The sequence below is a fragment of the Streptomyces sp. yr375 genome, from assembly GCF_900110755.1.
In the GTDB taxonomy this organism is placed as follows: domain Bacteria; phylum Actinomycetota; class Actinomycetes; order Streptomycetales; family Streptomycetaceae; genus Streptomyces.
On sequence record NZ_FOFF01000031.1, the window covers coordinates 56,971 to 73,273 of the forward strand.

General features: G+C 71.0%; 13 protein-coding genes and 1 pseudogene. 9 read left to right on the forward strand and 5 right to left on the reverse strand.

What is annotated here, in order from left to right; translation table 11 throughout:
• Position 1: 1 nt before the first annotated feature.
• Positions 2-1,636 (reverse strand): malate synthase A, encoded by a 1,635-nt coding sequence (gene aceB / locus BMZ82_RS26300; protein WP_093779871.1) that lies wholly within the window; start codon positions 1,634-1,636, stop codon positions 2-4.
• Positions 1,637-1,819: 183 nt separating this feature from the next.
• Positions 1,820-2,431, reverse strand: coding sequence for a nucleotidyltransferase family protein (locus BMZ82_RS26305; protein WP_093779872.1), 612 nt, complete (start codon positions 2,429-2,431; stop codon positions 1,820-1,822).
• A gap of 217 nt (positions 2,432-2,648) precedes the next feature.
• Here BMZ82_RS26305 and BMZ82_RS26310 point away from each other — a divergent pair, with 217 nt between their 5' ends.
• A complete protein-coding gene (locus BMZ82_RS26310; protein ID WP_256252118.1) occupies positions 2,649-2,942 on the forward strand; it encodes a DUF5955 family protein in 294 nt (97 codons plus the stop codon).
• Between the two features lie 30 nt (positions 2,943-2,972).
• On the opposite strand, the gene BMZ82_RS26315 is transcribed toward BMZ82_RS26310, so the two are convergent.
• Complete coding sequence (locus tag BMZ82_RS26315; protein ID WP_093779874.1) at positions 2,973-3,770, reverse strand: IclR family transcriptional regulator; 798 nt, start codon at positions 3,768-3,770, stop codon at positions 2,973-2,975.
• A 306-nt stretch (positions 3,771-4,076) separates the two neighbouring features.
• Here BMZ82_RS26315 and allB point away from each other — a divergent pair, with 306 nt between their 5' ends.
• The 5 genes and pseudogenes from allB (at position 4,077) to BMZ82_RS26340 (ending at position 10,726) form a co-directional block, all read left to right on the forward strand.
• Positions 4,077-5,414, forward strand: a complete 1,338-nt coding sequence (gene allB / locus BMZ82_RS26320) for an allantoinase AllB (RefSeq protein WP_093779875.1) — start codon at positions 4,077-4,079, stop codon at positions 5,412-5,414.
• A gap of 92 nt (positions 5,415-5,506) precedes the next feature.
• Positions 5,507-6,622 (forward strand): allantoicase, encoded by a 1,116-nt coding sequence (alc, locus tag BMZ82_RS26325; protein WP_093779876.1) that lies wholly within the window; start codon positions 5,507-5,509, stop codon positions 6,620-6,622.
• Between the two features lie 84 nt (positions 6,623-6,706).
• A pseudogene (locus tag BMZ82_RS26330) lies at positions 6,707-6,925 on the forward strand (dihydrofolate reductase); the annotation flags it as partial.
• 64 nt (positions 6,926-6,989) lie between these two features.
• The gene (locus tag BMZ82_RS26335) at positions 6,990-7,943 is read left to right on the forward strand and encodes a class I SAM-dependent methyltransferase (protein WP_143098915.1); all 954 of its coding nucleotides are present in this window, start codon (positions 6,990-6,992) and stop codon (positions 7,941-7,943) included.
• A gap of 47 nt (positions 7,944-7,990) precedes the next feature.
• Positions 7,991-10,726 carry a helix-turn-helix transcriptional regulator gene (locus BMZ82_RS26340; RefSeq protein WP_093779878.1) on the forward strand — a complete coding sequence of 912 codons (2,736 nt, stop codon included), beginning with the start codon at positions 7,991-7,993 and terminating at the stop codon, positions 10,724-10,726.
• A gap of 726 nt (positions 10,727-11,452) precedes the next feature.
• Here BMZ82_RS26340 and BMZ82_RS26345 read toward each other — a convergent pair.
• Both BMZ82_RS26345 and BMZ82_RS26350 read right to left on the reverse strand, forming a co-directional pair.
• On the reverse strand, positions 11,453-11,785 hold the full coding sequence (locus tag BMZ82_RS26345) for a phosphopantetheine-binding protein (RefSeq protein ID WP_093779879.1): 333 nt from the start codon (positions 11,783-11,785) through the stop codon (positions 11,453-11,455).
• A 31-nt stretch (positions 11,786-11,816) separates the two neighbouring features.
• Positions 11,817-12,848, reverse strand: coding sequence for a ketoacyl-ACP synthase III family protein (locus BMZ82_RS26350; protein WP_093779880.1), 1,032 nt, complete (start codon positions 12,846-12,848; stop codon positions 11,817-11,819).
• Between the two features lie 652 nt (positions 12,849-13,500).
• On the opposite strand from BMZ82_RS26350, the gene BMZ82_RS26355 reads away from it, so the two are divergent.
• From BMZ82_RS26355 to BMZ82_RS26365, 3 genes are all read left to right on the forward strand, one after another.
• Entirely contained in the window at positions 13,501-14,148 is a 648-nt protein-coding gene (locus BMZ82_RS26355) for a response regulator transcription factor (protein WP_371271305.1), read from the forward strand.
• A gap of 415 nt (positions 14,149-14,563) precedes the next feature.
• Positions 14,564-15,052: a PhzA/PhzB family protein gene (locus tag BMZ82_RS26360; RefSeq protein ID WP_093779882.1), complete on the forward strand. Its 489-nt coding sequence runs from the start codon at positions 14,564-14,566 to the stop codon at positions 15,050-15,052.
• Positions 15,053-15,085: 33 nt separating this feature from the next.
• The gene (locus BMZ82_RS26365; protein WP_093779883.1) at positions 15,086-16,261 is read left to right on the forward strand and encodes a 3-deoxy-7-phosphoheptulonate synthase; all 1,176 of its coding nucleotides are present in this window, start codon (positions 15,086-15,088) and stop codon (positions 16,259-16,261) included.
• Positions 16,262-16,303 lie beyond the last annotated feature (42 nt).

A 16,303-nucleotide genomic window follows, 5' to 3' on the forward strand; every position in this document is an offset into this window, starting at 1 on the left:
CTCAGCCCTTGAGCTGCTCGTACGCGGGGAGGGTGAGGAAGTCCGCGTAGTCGTCGTCGAGGGCGACCTCCAGGAGGAGGTCGTGGGCCTGCTGCCAGTGGCCGGCGGTGAAGGCCTCCTCGCCGAGCTCGGCGCGGATGTTCGCCAGTTCCTCGGCTGCGACCTCGCGGGCCAGCTCGGGCGTCGCCTTGACGGTCTGCCCGCCGTGCTCGAACTCGACGCCGGCGTTGATCCACTGCCAGATCTGCGAGCGGGAGATCTCGGCGGTGGCCGCGTCCTCCATGAGGTTGAAGATGGCGACCGCGCCGAGGCCGCGCAGCCAGGCCTCGATGTAACGGATGCCGACCTGCACGGCGTTGACGAGACCGGCGTACGTCGGCGCGGCCTTCAGCGAGTCGATCGCGATCAGTTCGCCCGCCTCGACGTGGACGTCCTCGCGCAGCCGGTCCTTCTGGTTCGGCTTGTCGCCGAGGACCTTGTCGAAGGACTCCAGGGCGATCGGGACCAGGTCGGGGTGGGCGACCCAGGAGCCGTCGAAACCGTCGCCGGCCTCGCGGTCCTTGTCGGCGCGGACCTTCTCGAAGGCGACCTTGTTGACCTCGGCGTCCCGGCGGGACGGGATGAAGGCCGCCATGCCGCCGATCGCGTGCGCGCCGCGCTTGTGGCAGGTGCGCACAAGGAGTTCGGTGTACGCGCGCATGAACGGGGCCGTCATCGTGACCGCGTTGCGGTCCGGGAGGACGAACTTGGCACCGCCGTCACGGAAGTTCTTGACGATGGAGAACAGGTAGTCCCAGCGGCCCGCGTTCAACCCCGAGGCGTGGTCGCGGAGTTCGTAGAGGATCTCCTCCATCTCGTACGCGGCCGTGATCGTCTCGATCAGGACGGTGGCGCGGACGGTGCCCTGCGGGATGCCGACGTAATCCTGCGCGAAGACGAACACGTCGTTCCACAGGCGGGCTTCGAGGTGCGACTCGGTCTTCGGGAGGTAGAAGTACGGGCCCTTGCCGAGGTCGAGCAGACGCTGGGCGTTGTGGAAGAAGTACAGGCCGAAGTCGACGAGCGCGCCCGGGACCTGACTGCCGTCGGCGTCGACGAGGTGCCGCTCGTTGAGGTGCCAGCCGCGCGGGCGCATGACGACGGTGGCGAGCTCGCTGTCGTCCTTCAGCGCGTACGACTTGCCCGACCTCGGGTCGGTGAAGTCGATGTTCCGGGTGTACGCGTCGGCCAGGTTGACCTGACCGAGGACGACGTTCTCCCAGGTCGGCGCGGAGGCGTCCTCGAAGTCCGCGAGCCAGACGCGGGCGCCCGAGTTGAGGGCGTTGATGGTCATCTTGCGGTCGGTCGGGCCGGTGATCTCGACCCGGCGGTCGTTCAGCGCCGCGGGGGAGGGGGCGACCCGCCAGGAGTCGTCCGCGCGGATCGCGGCGGTCTCCGGGAGGAAGTCGAGCGTGGAGGTGCGGGCGATCTCGGCGCGGCGCTCGGCGCGGCGGGCGAGGAGCTCGTCACGGCGCGGCGTGAACCGCCGGTGCAGCTCGGCCACGAAGGCGAGCGCCGCCTCGGTGAGGACCTCCTCCTGCCGCGGCAGGGGCTCGGCGTCGACGATGGCCAGCGGGGACGGCGCTGGTGCGGACATGAACGGTCACTTCCTTCAGCGGTGGCACCAGGTGCCAGTCGAACCGGGGTACGGCGAGCAGGTCCCCGGACGGGCCGGGGCTTCTGAACAGTGGATACTAGTTTCCTCATCGTGGAAGTTCAATGGTTTGTTGATATCAAGATTCTCCGGGTCGAGGCAAGGTGGCTCTCGGTGCCAGGCTCCTCACTCAAGGTGCACCAGGTCTTCAGGGGTGTCGATGTCGAACGGCCGGGCCACGTCCCCGCACTCCACGAGCATGATCGCCGCCTGGTGTTCCGTCAGGTAGGCACGCGCCCCCCGGTCGCCGGTCGCGCTCGCCCCGATGCCCGCCCAGTGAGCGGCCCCGAACAGGACGGGGTGGCCGCGTACGCCGTCGTAGGCGGCGGAGACGAGCGACGACTCGTCCTCGTACCCGGCACGCACCCGGGCGACCGCCTCCGGCCCGATGCCGGGCTGGTCGACGAGCGACACGAGCGCGGCCCGCGCCCCCGTCCCGGCGAGCGAGGCCAGCCCCGCCCGCAGTGACGTGCCCATGCCCTGCGCCCACTCCGGGTTCGGCACGATCACACACCCCGCCAGCCGCGCCCGCGCCCGTACGGTGTCGGCGGCGGCCCCGAGGACGACGTGCACGCGCGTGCAGCCCGCCGTACGCAGCACCTCGACCGCGTGCTCCACCAGGGGCCGCCCCCGGTGTTCGAGCAGCGCCTTGGGCCGCCCGCCGAGCCGCCGGCCCCCGCCTGCGGCCAGCAACAGGCCGACCACCTCGTCGTCGGGCGGGTCTTGCTTGTGCGTCATGGGTCCTGCATACCCGACTGCCTGCCCCGGTACCGACCGCGCGGTCTGCCGGGGCTGAATTTCCGTCCGCGTGGTGGCGCACCCGGCATCGGGTGGCGTTAACTGACCCGCGCGTCCTCCGGCGCCCGACGCGCCATGGGGACGCGGGGCGGGACCACGCGCGCGTGCGTGTGTGCGAGGGGGGAGAGCTGTGTTGCGGAGCTTGGGGCAGAGAGCAGTGACCGGCAGCGACGAGGATCCGAGGGTGGCGGGACTGCGGACCGCGGTGTCCCGGCTGCGCCGCGAACTCGCCGCGCACCCGGCCGAGTTCCCCGACCGGGTCATCGCCGAGGACGAACTCGCCGCGCTCGCCGCGATGGCGACCCACGGCGTCCCCGAGATCCGCCGGTTACGCCGCTCCCTGCTCCTGATCGTCGGCGCGATCGGCTCGGTGAGCGCGCTGAACCGGGGCCTGTCGGACGTCCGGGACGCCGTGGAACGGTTCGGGGACGCGCAGCCGCCGCATCGCTGAGCCGTGCCGGGTGTCTGCGGGTGGCAGGGTCTAGGCCGCCGGGCCCGAACTCGTCAGCGCTTCCGACAGTTCCACCGCCACCTGTTGCAGGACCGGCACGATCCGCTCGATGGCCGACTCCGTGACGCGGCCGGCCGGGCCGGAGATGGAGATGGCCGCGGCGGTGGGGGAGTCCGGCACGGTCACCGCCAGGCAGCGGACGCCGATCTCCTGCTCGTTGTCGTCGACCGCGAACCCGGTCCGGCGTACGTCCGCGAGCGCGGCGAGGAAGCCGTCGGGTGTGGTGATCGTCTTCTCGGTGGCGGCGGGCATGCCGGTGCGGGCGAGCAGGGCGCGCACCTCGCCGTCCGGGAAGCCCGCGAGGAGCGCCTTGCCGACGCCCGTGGAGTGCGGCAGCACCCGGCGTCCGACCTCGGTGAACATCCGCATCGAGTGCTTGGACGGCACCTGCGCCACGTACACGATCTCGTCGCCGTCGAGCAGCGCCATGTTCGCCGTCTCGCCGGTCTCCTCGACCAGGCGGGCCAGGTAGGGGCGGGCCCAGGTGCCCAGCAGCCGGGACGCGGACTCGCCGAGCCGGATCAGCCGCGGGCCCAGCGCATAGCGGCGGTTGGTCTGCTGGCGGACGTAACCGCAGGCCACCAGGGTGCGCATCAGACGGTGGATGGTGGGCAGTGGCAGCCCGCTGCTCGCGGAGAGTTCGCTCAGGCCCACCTCGCCTCCCGCGTCCGCCATCCGCTCCAGCAGATCGAAGGCGCGCTCGAGGGACTGGACCCCTCCGCCGGCGGATTTGGCGGAGTCGGTGGTGCTGGCGCTGGACGTCGGCACGGCGCGTTCCTTTCGAAACTGGCGGGAAGGGCTGAAGCCTACCCGTCGGTCGGTTGACTCCTCGCTTGTGCGTAGCTACGTTCTGCTTGTCGGAATACTAATTCCGCTTTGTGGAAACGTCCAGAGTGGCGGTGGTCGGCGATGGCGGGTGCACTGGGGAAAGTGTGCCCTTGACGGTACGAAGGCGGGAGTGAAGACTCCTTCAACAGAACGTTGAATTCCGTTACGTGGAAGTTTCTGACGGAAAACGAGCGGAACACGAGCGGAAAACAAGCGGAAATCAAGCGGAACACGAGAGGGGTCCGGGTGTCCGACGCCGAACTGGTACTGCGCTCGACGCGCGTCATCACTCCCGAAGGGGAGCGGCCCGCCGCGGTCGCCGTCGCGGGCGGCGAGATCACGGCCGTCCTGCCGTACGACGCCCCCGTCCCCGAGGAAGCCCGGCTGGAAGACTTCGGCGACGACGTCCTGCTGCCCGGCCTGGTCGACACGCACGTGCATGTCAACGACCCCGGCCGCACCCACTGGGAGGGCTTCTGGACCGCCACGCGCGCGGCGGCGGCCGGCGGCATCACCACCCTCGTCGACATGCCCCTCAACTCCCTCCCGCCGACCACCACGGTCGAGCACCTCCGCGTCAAGCAGCGGGTCGCCGCCGACAAGGCGCACGTCGACGTCGGCTTCTGGGGCGGCGCGCTCCCCGACAACGTCAAGGACCTGCGCCCGCTGCACGACACCGGCGTCTTCGGCTTCAAGGCGTTCCTCTCCCCGTCGGGCGTGGACGAGTTCCCGCACCTCGACCGGGACGGACTCGCCGCGTCGCTCGCCGAGATCGCCGCCTTCGACGGCCTGCTGATCGTGCACGCCGAGGACCCGCACCACCTGGCCGCCGCCCCGCAACAGGGCGGCCCCAAGTACGCCGACTTCCTGGCCTCCCGCCCCCGCGACGCCGAGGACACGGCCATCGCGCACCTCGTCGCCGAGGCGAAACGCCTCCACGCGCGCGTGCACGTCCTGCACCTCTCCTCCAGCGACGCGCTGCCGCTGATCGCCGCCGCGAAGGCGGAGGGCGTCCGCGTCACGGTCGAGACCTGCCCGCACTACCTGACCCTCACTGCCGAGGAAGTCCCGGACGGGGCAAGCGAGTTCAAGTGCTGCCCGCCCATCCGCGAGTCCGCCAACCAGGACCTGCTGTGGCAGGCCCTCGCGGACGGCACCATCGACTGCGTGGTCACCGACCACTCCCCGTCCACGGCCGACCTGAAGACCGACGACTTCGCGACCGCGTGGGGCGGCATCTCCGGCCTCCAACTGAGCCTGGCGGCCGTCTGGACGGAGGCGCGCAGGCGCGGCCACGGCCTGGAGGACGTCGTCCGGTGGATGTCCGCGCGCACCGCCGCCCTCGCGGGCCTCACCCGCAAGGGCGCGATCGAGGTGGGCCGCGACGCCGACTTCGCCGTCCTCGCCCCCGACGAGACCTTCACCGTCGATCCGGCCGCCCTCCAACACCGCAACCGCGTCACGGCGTACGCCGGCAAGACCCTGTCCGGCGTCGTGAAGTCCACCTGGCTGCGCGGCGAACGGATCGTCGCCGACGGCGAGTTCACCGACCCGAAGGGCCGCCTCCTCACCCGCACCCCCTGAGGGGTTACGGGCACCCGCACCCCATACGTCATACGCACCCCCCCGCACCCGCACCCGCACTGGCCGACCCCCGAAAGGCAGACCTGATCACCGTGACGGCGATAGAGAGCTTCACCGGCGACGCGAACCCCTACGGCGGCGGCGACCCGTACGCGGACTACCGCACCGCCGACTTCCCCTTCACCCGGTACACCGACCTCGCCGACCGGCAGCTCGGCGCCGGCGTCATCGCCGCCAACGACGAGTTCTTCGCCGAGCGCGAGAACCTGCTGCTGCCGGGGCCGGCCGAGTTCGACCCCGAGCGCTTCGGGCACAAGGGCAAGATCATGGACGGCTGGGAGACCCGCCGCCGGCGCGGCGCGTCCGCCGACCACCCCTGGCCAACCGCCGATGACCACGACTGGGCGCTGGTCCGCCTCGGCACGCCCGGCGTGATCCGCGGCATCGTCGTCGACACCGCCCACTTCCGCGGCAACTACCCGCAGGCGGTCTCCGTCGAGGGCACCTCGGTGGCGGGCTCGCCGTCCCCCGAGGACCTGCTCGGCGACGACGTGAAGTGGACGACGCTGGTCCCGCGCACGGCCGTCGGCGGCCACGCGGCGAACGGCTTCGCGGTGTCGGCGGAGCAGCGCTTCACTCACCTGCGGGTCAACCAGCACCCCGACGGCGGCATCGCCCGCCTGCGCGTGTACGGCGAGGTCGTCCCCGACCCCGCGTGGCTCGCGGCGCTCGGCACCTTCGACGTCGTCGCCCTGGAGAACGGCGGCCGGGCCGAGGACGCCTCCAACCTGTTCTACTCCCCGGCCTCCAACACCATCCAGCCGGGCCGCTCCCGCAAGATGGACGACGGCTGGGAGACCCGCCGCCGCCGCGACAACGGCAACGACTGGATCCGCTACCGCCTCGCGGCCCAGGCGCAGATCCGCGCCCTGGAGATCGACACCGCGTACCTGAAGGGCAACAGCGCCGGCTGGGCCACGGTCTCGGTCAAGGACGGCGAGAGCGGCGAGTGGACGGAGATCCTCCCCCGCACCCGCCTCCAGCCCGACACCAACCACCGCTTCGTCCTACCGACCCCGGCCGTCGGCACGCACGCACGCGTGGACATCTACCCCGACGGCGGAATCTCCCGCCTACGCCTCTTCGGCTCCTTGACGGACACAGGCACAACATCCCTGACAGCCCGCCACCAGGAACTGGGCGCCTGACCCACCGTCCACCACGGCGAACCACGAAACCGACGCGAACCACGTGAACACCCCGGCGGGAACGGGGTGTTCACGTGTTTTGCGTACGACAGCTTGGCCGGGTACTGGCCGAAGAACACCGATCCGGCCGACCCGGTCGCGGGCAAGCCGAACGCGCTGCCGAAGCATGTGGTCTCCGCGACGCTCGGCGACCCCGCCTGGGCGGGCACCACCGTGCTGCGCGGCGACGACCTCGCCAACGAGGTCACCGCCCTCAAGGAGCGCACCGACGGCGAACTCCAGGCTGTTCGCTCGTACGCACTCCCGGACGACGGGGCAGTGGCATAACGCTTCTTGATGGTCGAAAGAAGGGTTTGCTATTGGACACGTGGCCGAAAGCGTGTTGGTATTGCCCCGAAATATCGTGGGTGTCGGTGCGGAGTTCGGTCGAATCGGGGAGAATTGTATGGGCAGCGCTGAGAACACCGAAGAGATGTACAACCTTTTCAACAAGACGGCGAAAGCGTACGACCAGAGCGGTGTGGAGTTCTTCCGGCCGATCGGGCGCCGCCTTGTCGAGTTCTCGGGAATTTCTGCCGGGAATTCCGTTCTCGATGTCGGCGCGGGTCGTGGAGCCGCGCTCTTCCCCGCCGCCGAGGCCGTCGGTGAGAGCGGCGAGGTGATCGGCGTCGACATCTCCGAGGAGATGGTCAAGTACGCGCGGGGGGACGCCGAGGAGCGCGGTCTGAAGCGGGTCTCGGTCGAGGTCATGAACGGGCAGCGGCCCGAGTTCGCGGCGGGCCGGTTCGACGCGGTGATCGGCAGTTGCAGCCTGTTCATCTGGGTCAAGAGCTCCGACGACGTACGCCCGTACCGGGAACTGCTGCGTGCGGGTGGCCGGTTCGCGACGGCCGCGCCGTCGTTCTTCTCGACCACGCGCGGCAAGTGGGCGCTCTTCCCGGAGATCGTGAACGAACTGCTGATGCCGTACATGCTGCAGTCGCTGAAGCAGAGCGGCGCCTACGACTCCCAGTTCGCCGAAGCCGGCTCGAACTGGCTGATCACCGCGGAGTCCATAGCGAAGACCCTCGAGGACGCCGGATTCGTCGACGTCGAGGTGGTGGAGGAAGAGCTGCCGGTCGTCGTCGAGTCGGGCGAGCAGTGGGTTGAATTCACGTACACCACCGGAATGCGTGGAATGTGGGAGCGTATCGAGGAGAATGAGCGCCGCGAGGTCGTTTCGGAGGTCTCCCGGCGACTGGACACGCTGCGGGACGAGAATGGCGAGATCACTGTTCCGGTGCCGATCGTCTATATGCGGGGGAAGGCGCCGCAGGCCTGATATTCGGTGATATGCGAGGCGTCCGCAGTCTGCACGGGGGAGAGACAGTGGTCGAAGGTGTGTGGCCCGTTACCGCGAGGGAGTCGGAACTCGCGGAGATCAAACAATGGACGGCTGCGGGGGTCGGCGCTCTCCTGGTCGGCGAGCACGGGACGGGAAAGAGCACGCTCCTGAACGCCGCGCTGGAACAGGCGGAGCGTACGGGCACCCGGGTGGTGCGCGGTGACGTGCCGGGGAACCACCTGCGCGCAGCGCTCCCGTCCCAGCCGCTGTCGTCCCCGGCGCGGGCGGCGCGTCGACAGGTCGCCGTGGCGATCGACGACGTGCACCTGGCCGACCCGGTGACCCTGGGCCTGGCGTGCCGACTGGCGGACAGCGGCCAGGCGCTGCTGCTGGCCACCGCCCCGCCCGGCGCCCTGCCGGGCGGGGTGCGGCGGCTGCTCATCGGCAAGCGCGTGCGACGGCTCGGCGTCGACGCCCTCGACAGGTCGGGGAGCGTGCGCATGCTCGCGGCGCGGCTCGGCGGGCCGGTGGCCGTCGACACCGCCGAGCGCTTCTGGAGACTCACCCGCGGCAATGCGCTGACCCTGCGGGAACTGGCGGACCAGGCCCTCGCCGAGGGCACCCTGCGACCCGTACGGGGCAGGTGGCAGTGGCCCGGTCTGCTCGGGGTGCCCGACAGCAGGCTGGTCGATCTGGTGGAGCTGCTGCTCGGCGACCTCGGGCCGGGCGAACGCGAGCTGGTCAACATGCTGGCGCTCGCCGGCTCGCTGCAGACCGGGCTACCGATCGTCGACGAACTCGGCGAGGCGGCGGAGTCGCTGAACCGGCGTGGTGTACTCGTCGCCCGACGCGCGGGATTCCGGCTCGACCTGCGACTCGCCCACCCCCTGTGCGAGGCCGTCGTCGCGGCCACCCTCCCGGAGCTGACGGCCCGCCGGCTGCGGCAGCGGATCGCCGACGCGGTCGAGGACGCGGGAGCCCACCGCCCCGGCGACGCGGCCCGCATCGCCGTACTCGGCCTCGGCGCGGGGCGGCTGCCGGAACCCGCCCGGTCACGGGCGGCGGCCGTGAGCGCGCTACGCGCCGAGGACTACCCACTCGCCGAACGACTGAGCCGTGCAGCCCTCGCCGGCGGGGCCGTCTCTGGGGCCACCACCGGGGCCACCGTCGGGGCCGCTGCCCGGCCCGTCTCCGGGGCTGCTGCCGGGGTCGCCTCCGGGGTCGCTTCTGGGACCGCTGTCGGTGCCGTCTGCGGGGCTGCTGCCGGTGCCGCTGCCGGGTTCGTCACCGGGGCTGTCTCCAGCACCGCTGCCGGGTCTGTCACCGGGGCCGTCTCCGGAGCCGCTGCCGGAGCCGCCCCCGGAGCCGACGACGTCGTCGTGGTTCGGCTTCTTGGTGAGGCGCTGGTTGGACAGCGCCGTCATGTGGAGGCGGAGGCCTACTTCGCGCAGGCCGCGCAGGACGCCGCCGTGCTTCGTCCGCGCGCTCTCAATATGAGCCTCGGTCTGGGGCGGCTCGCGGAGGCGGAGGCGGTCGCCGAGACGGATCTCGGGGCGCGGGCCCTGGTGCGGTTGGTCAAGGACCGGATCGTTCACGCACGGCAGTTGGCCGAGGCGGCGCCGGACGCCGAGCCCCTGCTCGCCCTGCTTCACCACGTGTCGGGCGACGACGACGCAGCCCTTGCCGTGCTGTCCGCGTCCCGCCCGGCCCTGCCCGGCCGGGACGAGGCGACCCGCCTCGACCACCTCTGTGTCACCGGGTGGCTCACCGCGTACACCAGGGGACCGGCCGAGGCCGGGGAGGTGCTGGCCGCCCTGCGCGAGCAGGCCGCGGACGACGACGCCCGCGCCCGCACGTACGCCGATCTCCTGGAGGCGCGCATCCTGCGCGGCGCGGGCCGTACGGCCGAGGCGGTCCCGCTGCTGCGGCAGGCGGCCGCCTACCGCGCACCCACCGACTGGCTCAGCACCCGCTCCTGGCGCATCGCCCAACTGGCCGGTGCCGTCGCGGAGTCGGGGGATGGACTGGAAGCCGTCTCCCTGCTGGAAGAGGCCCGGGCGGCGCAGCAGGACGAGTGCCGGTACCCGCTGATGGCGGACGCGGTGGAGTTGGAAGCCGCGCTCGTGGAGGCCTGCCTCGGCGACCGCGAGGCCGCGGCACGCCGGGCGTTGCGGGTCGCCGGGCGGGCCCTGTCCGCCGCTCGGCACGGACAGGCGCTCGCCGCGATGCATCTGGCGGCTCGGGCAGGCGCGGCGACCAGCGCCGTGGCCGTCTGGGCGGCCGCCTGCGGTGGTCCGCCCGCGACGACCGACGCGGTCCGGCCGCGGCACGTCCTGGCGCTCTCGCGGGACGACGGCGACGCCCTGGACGAGGTCGCCCGGCGGTACGACGCCCTGGGGCTGCTGCCACTCGCGGCGGAGGCCTGCGCGCAGGCGGCGCACGCGCACCAGGCGTCCGGCGACCGGCGCAAGGCCCGGGCCGCGCAGCTCGCGGGCGTCGCACTCGTCTCCCGCTGCGGCTCCGAGCCGCCTCAGTGGGCCGTGCCGGCCGAGCGACGGGGCCGTGGTTCCCGTACCGGACTCACCGCCCGCGAGCGGGAGATCGTGACCCTCGCCGTCTCACACCTGTCCAACCAGGAGATCGCCGACCGGCTCGTCCTGTCCGTACGGACCGTGGAGAACCACCTCTACCGCGCCTACGGCAAGCTCGGCGTCACCACCAGGTCGGAGCTGGCTCCCCGGCTGGGCCTGGGGCCCGCCCGCGTCGGGCGCATCGCCTGAGCGGGCGCGCCGGGGCGGACCGGGGTGGCCCGGGGCGGGCCAGGGCGCGCCAGAGCGGGGTGGGCCGGGGTGGAGCGGGGAGGGTTGGAGTGGAGTGGGGCGGGTGTCGTGTGCTCGGGTGCGGATGCCCCGCCGCCCCGGCCGGTGGACCGCTGCGACTGGGTCCCCGGCCGGTGGAGCGCTGCGACCAGACCCTCTGGAAGGTGGGCCGCTGCGACCGGGCCCTCTGGCTGGTGGGTTCGGGGCGGGTGTCGTGTGCTCGGGTGCGGATGCCCCGGCGCCCCGGCCGGGTGGACCGCTGCGACTGGGTCCCCGGGACGGTGGCGCTGCGGCTGGGCCCCCGGGACGGTGCGCCGCTGTGGCCGGGCCCCGGACGGTGGAACGTTGTGATCGGGCCCTTTGGAAGGTGGGCCGCTTATCGGGCTCTCTGGCCGGTGGGTCCGGGGCGGGTGTCGCGTGTTCGGGTGCGGATGCCCTGGCGCCCCGGCCGGTGGACCCGTGTGGCCGGGCCCCCGGGCCCGTGGGCCGTTGCGACCGGGCCCTTCGGACAGTGGGCAGCTCTGGCCGACCCCCGGACTGGTGGGCCGCTGTGGCGGCCGGGGCCTCCGGACGGTGGGCTGCTCTGGCCAGCCTCGCCTGGACGGGTAGGCCGCTGTGACCGGGCCCCCGGGACGGTGGAACGTTGTGACCAGCCCCCCCCGGCCGGTGGACCGCTGTGAACGGTGTTCAGCCCGTCTTCTCTGTCAGTTCCTGGGTGATGCGGTCGTTCCAGGCGGCGAATGTCGGGGTGCTGGTCAGTTCTCCGAAGTCCACGCCCAGGCCTGCGCGGCGCCACTTGGTGACCAGGCGCATCATCTCCAGGGACCCGAGGCCCAGCCGGATGAGATTGGCGTCGTCCTCGATCTCGGCCGGGCTGACGCCGATCAACTCGGCGAGCACCGAACGCAGTTCCTCGCCGGTGACGGGCGGAGCCGGCGTTGCCGGTGCGGGCTTCGTTCCGCGAGTGCTGTCGGTTCCGTTGGTGGTTCCGTTGGTCTCGGTACGGTCGGTCCGGGGCATCTGGTGTGTCCTTTCAGGGGCGGCGGGGTGGTCACTCGGCGGGTTCGGCGACGATCTCCACGATGGCGACACCGGCCTCGAAACCCGGACTGCCGGTGAAGAGCATCACCTTGTCCCCGGGGCCGACCTGCCGGGTGCTCCACACGTGCTCCAGGCCGATGAAGACATCGGCGGCGCTGATGTGGCCGACCTTGCTGGTGTGCTCCCAGATCCCGCTGTCGAGGGTGAAGTCGATCGGGTCGAGGAACTGATCGCGCAGCGCGTCGAGCGTGGCGCTCGGGTGGCAGACCCGTTTGATCTCGTCGGCGGTGATGCCGGCGTCCTCACACGCCTCGTCGAGGGCCTTGCGCAGCACCTCGCCCGGGTGCTGCATCGGGGGAGTGTTGCCCTTGGCCCACTCCTCCATCCAGAACCTGACGCGGGCCTCGTAGTCGAGCTCCCTGCCGACGGTCACCGCCGGCGGGAAGATCGGCTCGCTGCCGCGGTGCAGCGCCTCCATCTCGGGGGCGGAGCACGACGCGACGGACAGCAGCCTCGCGACACCGCCCTCGCGGGAGACGACCGCCGCCGCCGCGCCGTCGCCCAGGATGGACAGGCGCGAGGTCGTCCAGCGGTCGACCAGCGGGGCGGAGTAATTGTCCGCCGCGGTGAGCAGGACCGCCGACTTGCGTGGGTCGCAGGCGAGCCGGTGTGCGGAAATGGCAAGGGCGGAAAGCATTCCCTGGCAGCCCTGCTTGATTTCCAGCGCCGTGATCGGTGTGTTCAGGGTATTCGTAAGGACATAGTGCGCCGGCGACCAGCCGTCGGGGCCCTGGTGATATGCGGAGCTGTGGAAGAGCGCGGCGAAATCCTCGGGTGCGTGCCCCGAGCGCTGAATTGCCTCTTTGGCCGCCAATACGGCCATCTCCGGGGCCGACAGCGAATCGGAGACGGCGACCGACTCGAGCCCCGAGGCCTCGCGGACGTCCGCGCCGTACCAGCCGGACTCCACCGCCTGCTGCGTCGTCACCAGGCCGGGCACAAAGGTGCCGAGACCGGACAGATAGACGTCATCGAACTTCATCGTGGATCCTTTCCGACGCTCTTCACGCGAATTTCGGCGTGGCCTGTGCGGGCGTTGCCGACCCAAGCCGACCACGCGGACGCTGCGCTGCGCCTGAGTGGCCACTACTCAGATTCGGGGGCGCGGCGCCCGCCGCTACGCAACTGGACGACATGTCAACTGGACGGCGTGGAAGGGGGGTTGTGCGTAAGGGAGGTTGCGTGCCGCGTGTCATCACGGGAGGCGGCGACCGGAACCGGAACACCTGGCGGGCGGGGCGTGGGTGGGGTGTGGGTGGCCTACGGCCCGCGATCCGGCGAGCCGACGATCCTGTGATCCCGCCAGGAGATTTTATGCCCGCTTAATCTCCCGGGTTCAATATTGACCGATGTCGTCGGGTGCTGAAGTGTGGGACGGTGCCGACGTGTTGAAAATTAAACCTTTCCTATCCGTTTGATGTTCGGCTATGAAGGTTTGTTACTGTGCGCACCGCCCCGGCTGGTGGCCAGTTGGCTTGGGTGGTATCTCAAAGGGGGAAACTGTGGTCGTCCGTTCTGACCCGATGAATCGTCATTTGCCGGGAGTCCCCGGTGTGCAGAGGGCAGGCTGGACCGGGAACGAACTTCCGACCTCACGCAGACAGCAGGGGTATCGAGCGCCGGCCGTCTGGCGGGTGCTCGTGGTGGAGAACGGCGACGAGGACGCGGAGTTTCTCGTGAAGGGCCTGCAGCGGCACGGCCACGATGTGGAACGGGTGGACGCCGGACTCGCGGCCCTCAACGTGTACGAGGGCGCCGATCTGGTCCTGTTGGACCTCGAACTGCCGGATCTGGACGGACTGGAGGTGTGCCGCCAGATCCGCTCCGAGGGAAACACGGCGATCATCGCCGTCACCGCGCGCGGCACGGAACTCGACCGGGTCCTGGGATTGCAGGCCGGCGCCGACGACTACCTCGTCAAGCCTTACGGCTTCAGGGAGTTGATGGCTCGGATCGAGGCCGTCATGCGTCGCGTCCAGACGTCCACTGTGACCCCGACGTTGATCACCCACGGCCCCCTGTGCATCGACGCGGCCGCTCGTCAGGTGAGCCTCAACGGCCGCCCGGTCGAGGTCACCCGCAAGGAGTTCGACCTGCTCTACCTGCTGGCGGCACAGCCCGACGCGGTCGTGCCACGCAAGAGGATCATGCAGGCCGTGTGGGGTGACGTCTGGTCCCGGCGCACCATCGACACCCACATCAGCAGCCTGCGCGGCAAGCTCGGCAACAGCGACTGGATCCGCACGGTGCGCGGCGTGGGCTTCCAACTGGGTTGTGCCTGACCGGTCTTCTGCTCATCTCTGGCCATTGTCCGGCCCTTCTCTCCTTCTGTACGCCCGGCTGGGGTCTCCCCGGCCGGGCGTTCTCACGTCCGACCCGGACCCGGTGCCGGTATCGGTGCCGGTCCCGAAGGCGCTCGACCATCCTGGCAGGCCGATTGGACCAACCGCACCTAGTTACCCGGGAGTTGACACTCCTCTGACGAAGCTGGACTGCGCCTGCGGAACCTGCAACGAGTCTGACGTCGAGTTGAGTTGTTGTTTCTTGTACGGGCTCCCCGCGACCGGCAAGATCTGTGGAGGCCGCCCAGCGTGCCCGACGGTGTCGCCCCCACACCGGTCGGTTGCCCCCAGGCGCCTTTCCCTTCTTCTCTGCTCCCCTCCCTTTCCTTCCCCTCCCTTCTCTTGGAGTTCAGCCATGCCTGAATCGACCCGGAGCAACGAATTCGCCGACGAAGCCGAACTGCGCGGCAGGAACCGGGCCACCGTCGAGACGTACATGGCCGCCCTGGGCGAGGCCCGCCTGAAGCGGCATCTGCTCTTCACCGAGGACGGCGTCGGCGGTCTGTGGACCACCGACACCGGCGCCCCGATCAGCATCAACGGCCGCGACCGGCTCGGTGAGCACGCGGTGTGGTCGCTGAAGACCTTCCCGGACTGGGAGTGGTACAACGTCCAGATCTTCGAGACCCAGGACCCCAACCGCTTCTGGGTGGAGTGCGACGGCCGCGGCAAGATCCTCTTCGCGGACTACCCCGAGGGCTACTACGAGAACCACTTCCTGCACTCGTTCGAGCTGGAGAACGGCCGGATCAAGCTTCAGCGGGAGTTCATGAACCCGTTCGAGCAACTGCGCGCCCTGGGCATCCCCGTCCCCGAGATCAAGCGCGCCGGCATACCCACCTGACCGGCCGCTCATCCCGCCGCATAGGAGGACCTCGTGGACGAAGTCCTGCGCGACATCCGCACCCGCAAGGCACTGCAGCAGCCCGACTGGCCCGACCCGCAGCAGGTCGAGCGGGTGGCCGACACCCTGGCCGCCGGCCCCGCGCTGGTGCGGGCCCACGACGTGGGCGTGCTGCGCGACGCGCTCGCCCGGGTCGTCGCAGGCGAGGCCGTGGTGGTCCAGGCCGGCGACTGCGCCGAGGACCCCGACGAGTGCTCGCCCGCGGACGTCTCCCGCAAGGCCGCGCTCCTGGACCTGCTCGCCGGCACCCTGCGTATGAACGCGGGCCGGCCCGTCGTCCGGGCCGGCCGCATCGCGGGCCAGTTCGCCAAGCCCCGTTCCAGCGCGACCGAGTTGGTGGGCGACGTCCGACTGCCCACGTTCCGGGGCCACATGGTCAACGGACCCGAGCCCGACCCCGAGGTCAGACGCCCGGATCCGCTGCGCATCCTCACCTGTTACATGGCGGCGAGCGAGATGATGAGGCACCTCGGCTGGCACGGGGACGCGCCGCTGCGCGACCCCCTCGGCCCGCCGGTCTGGAGCAGCCACGAGGCACTGCTGCTCGACTACGAGATCCCCATGCTGCGCACGGACGACGACGGCAGTCTGTTCCTCGGCTCCACGCACTGGCCCTGGATCGGTGAACGCACGCGCCAACTCGACGGCGCGCACGTGGCGTTGCTCGCCGGGGTGAGCAACCCGGTGGGCTGCAAGGTGGGCCCCTCGATGGAGCCCGGCGAGCTGGTGGCGCTGTGCGAGCGCCTCGACCCCGACCGCGTGCCCGGACGGCTGACGCTCATCGCCCGGATGGGCGCCGACCGGATCGCGGAGCGGCTTCCGCCGCTGGTCGAGGCGGTGCGCAAGGCGGGACACCCGGTCGTCTGGCTGACCGATCCCATGCACGGCAACACCTTCACCGCGCCCGACGGCAGCAAGACCCGCCACGTCGCGACGGTCTCGAACGAGGTGCGGCGCTTCCAGGAGGCCGTCAACGGCGCCGGCGGCGTGTGCGGCGGACTGCACCTGGAGACCACCCCCAGCGACGTCACCGAGTGCGTCTCGTGCGAGGCGGACCTCGGCCATGTCGGCGACAAGTACACGACGTTCTGCGACCCCCGGCTCAACCCACGGCAGGCCCTCTCCGTCGTGGCCACCTGGAACGTCTGACCCCGGACCCGTCCCGCACCTCTCCGGCTCCGATCCCTGACC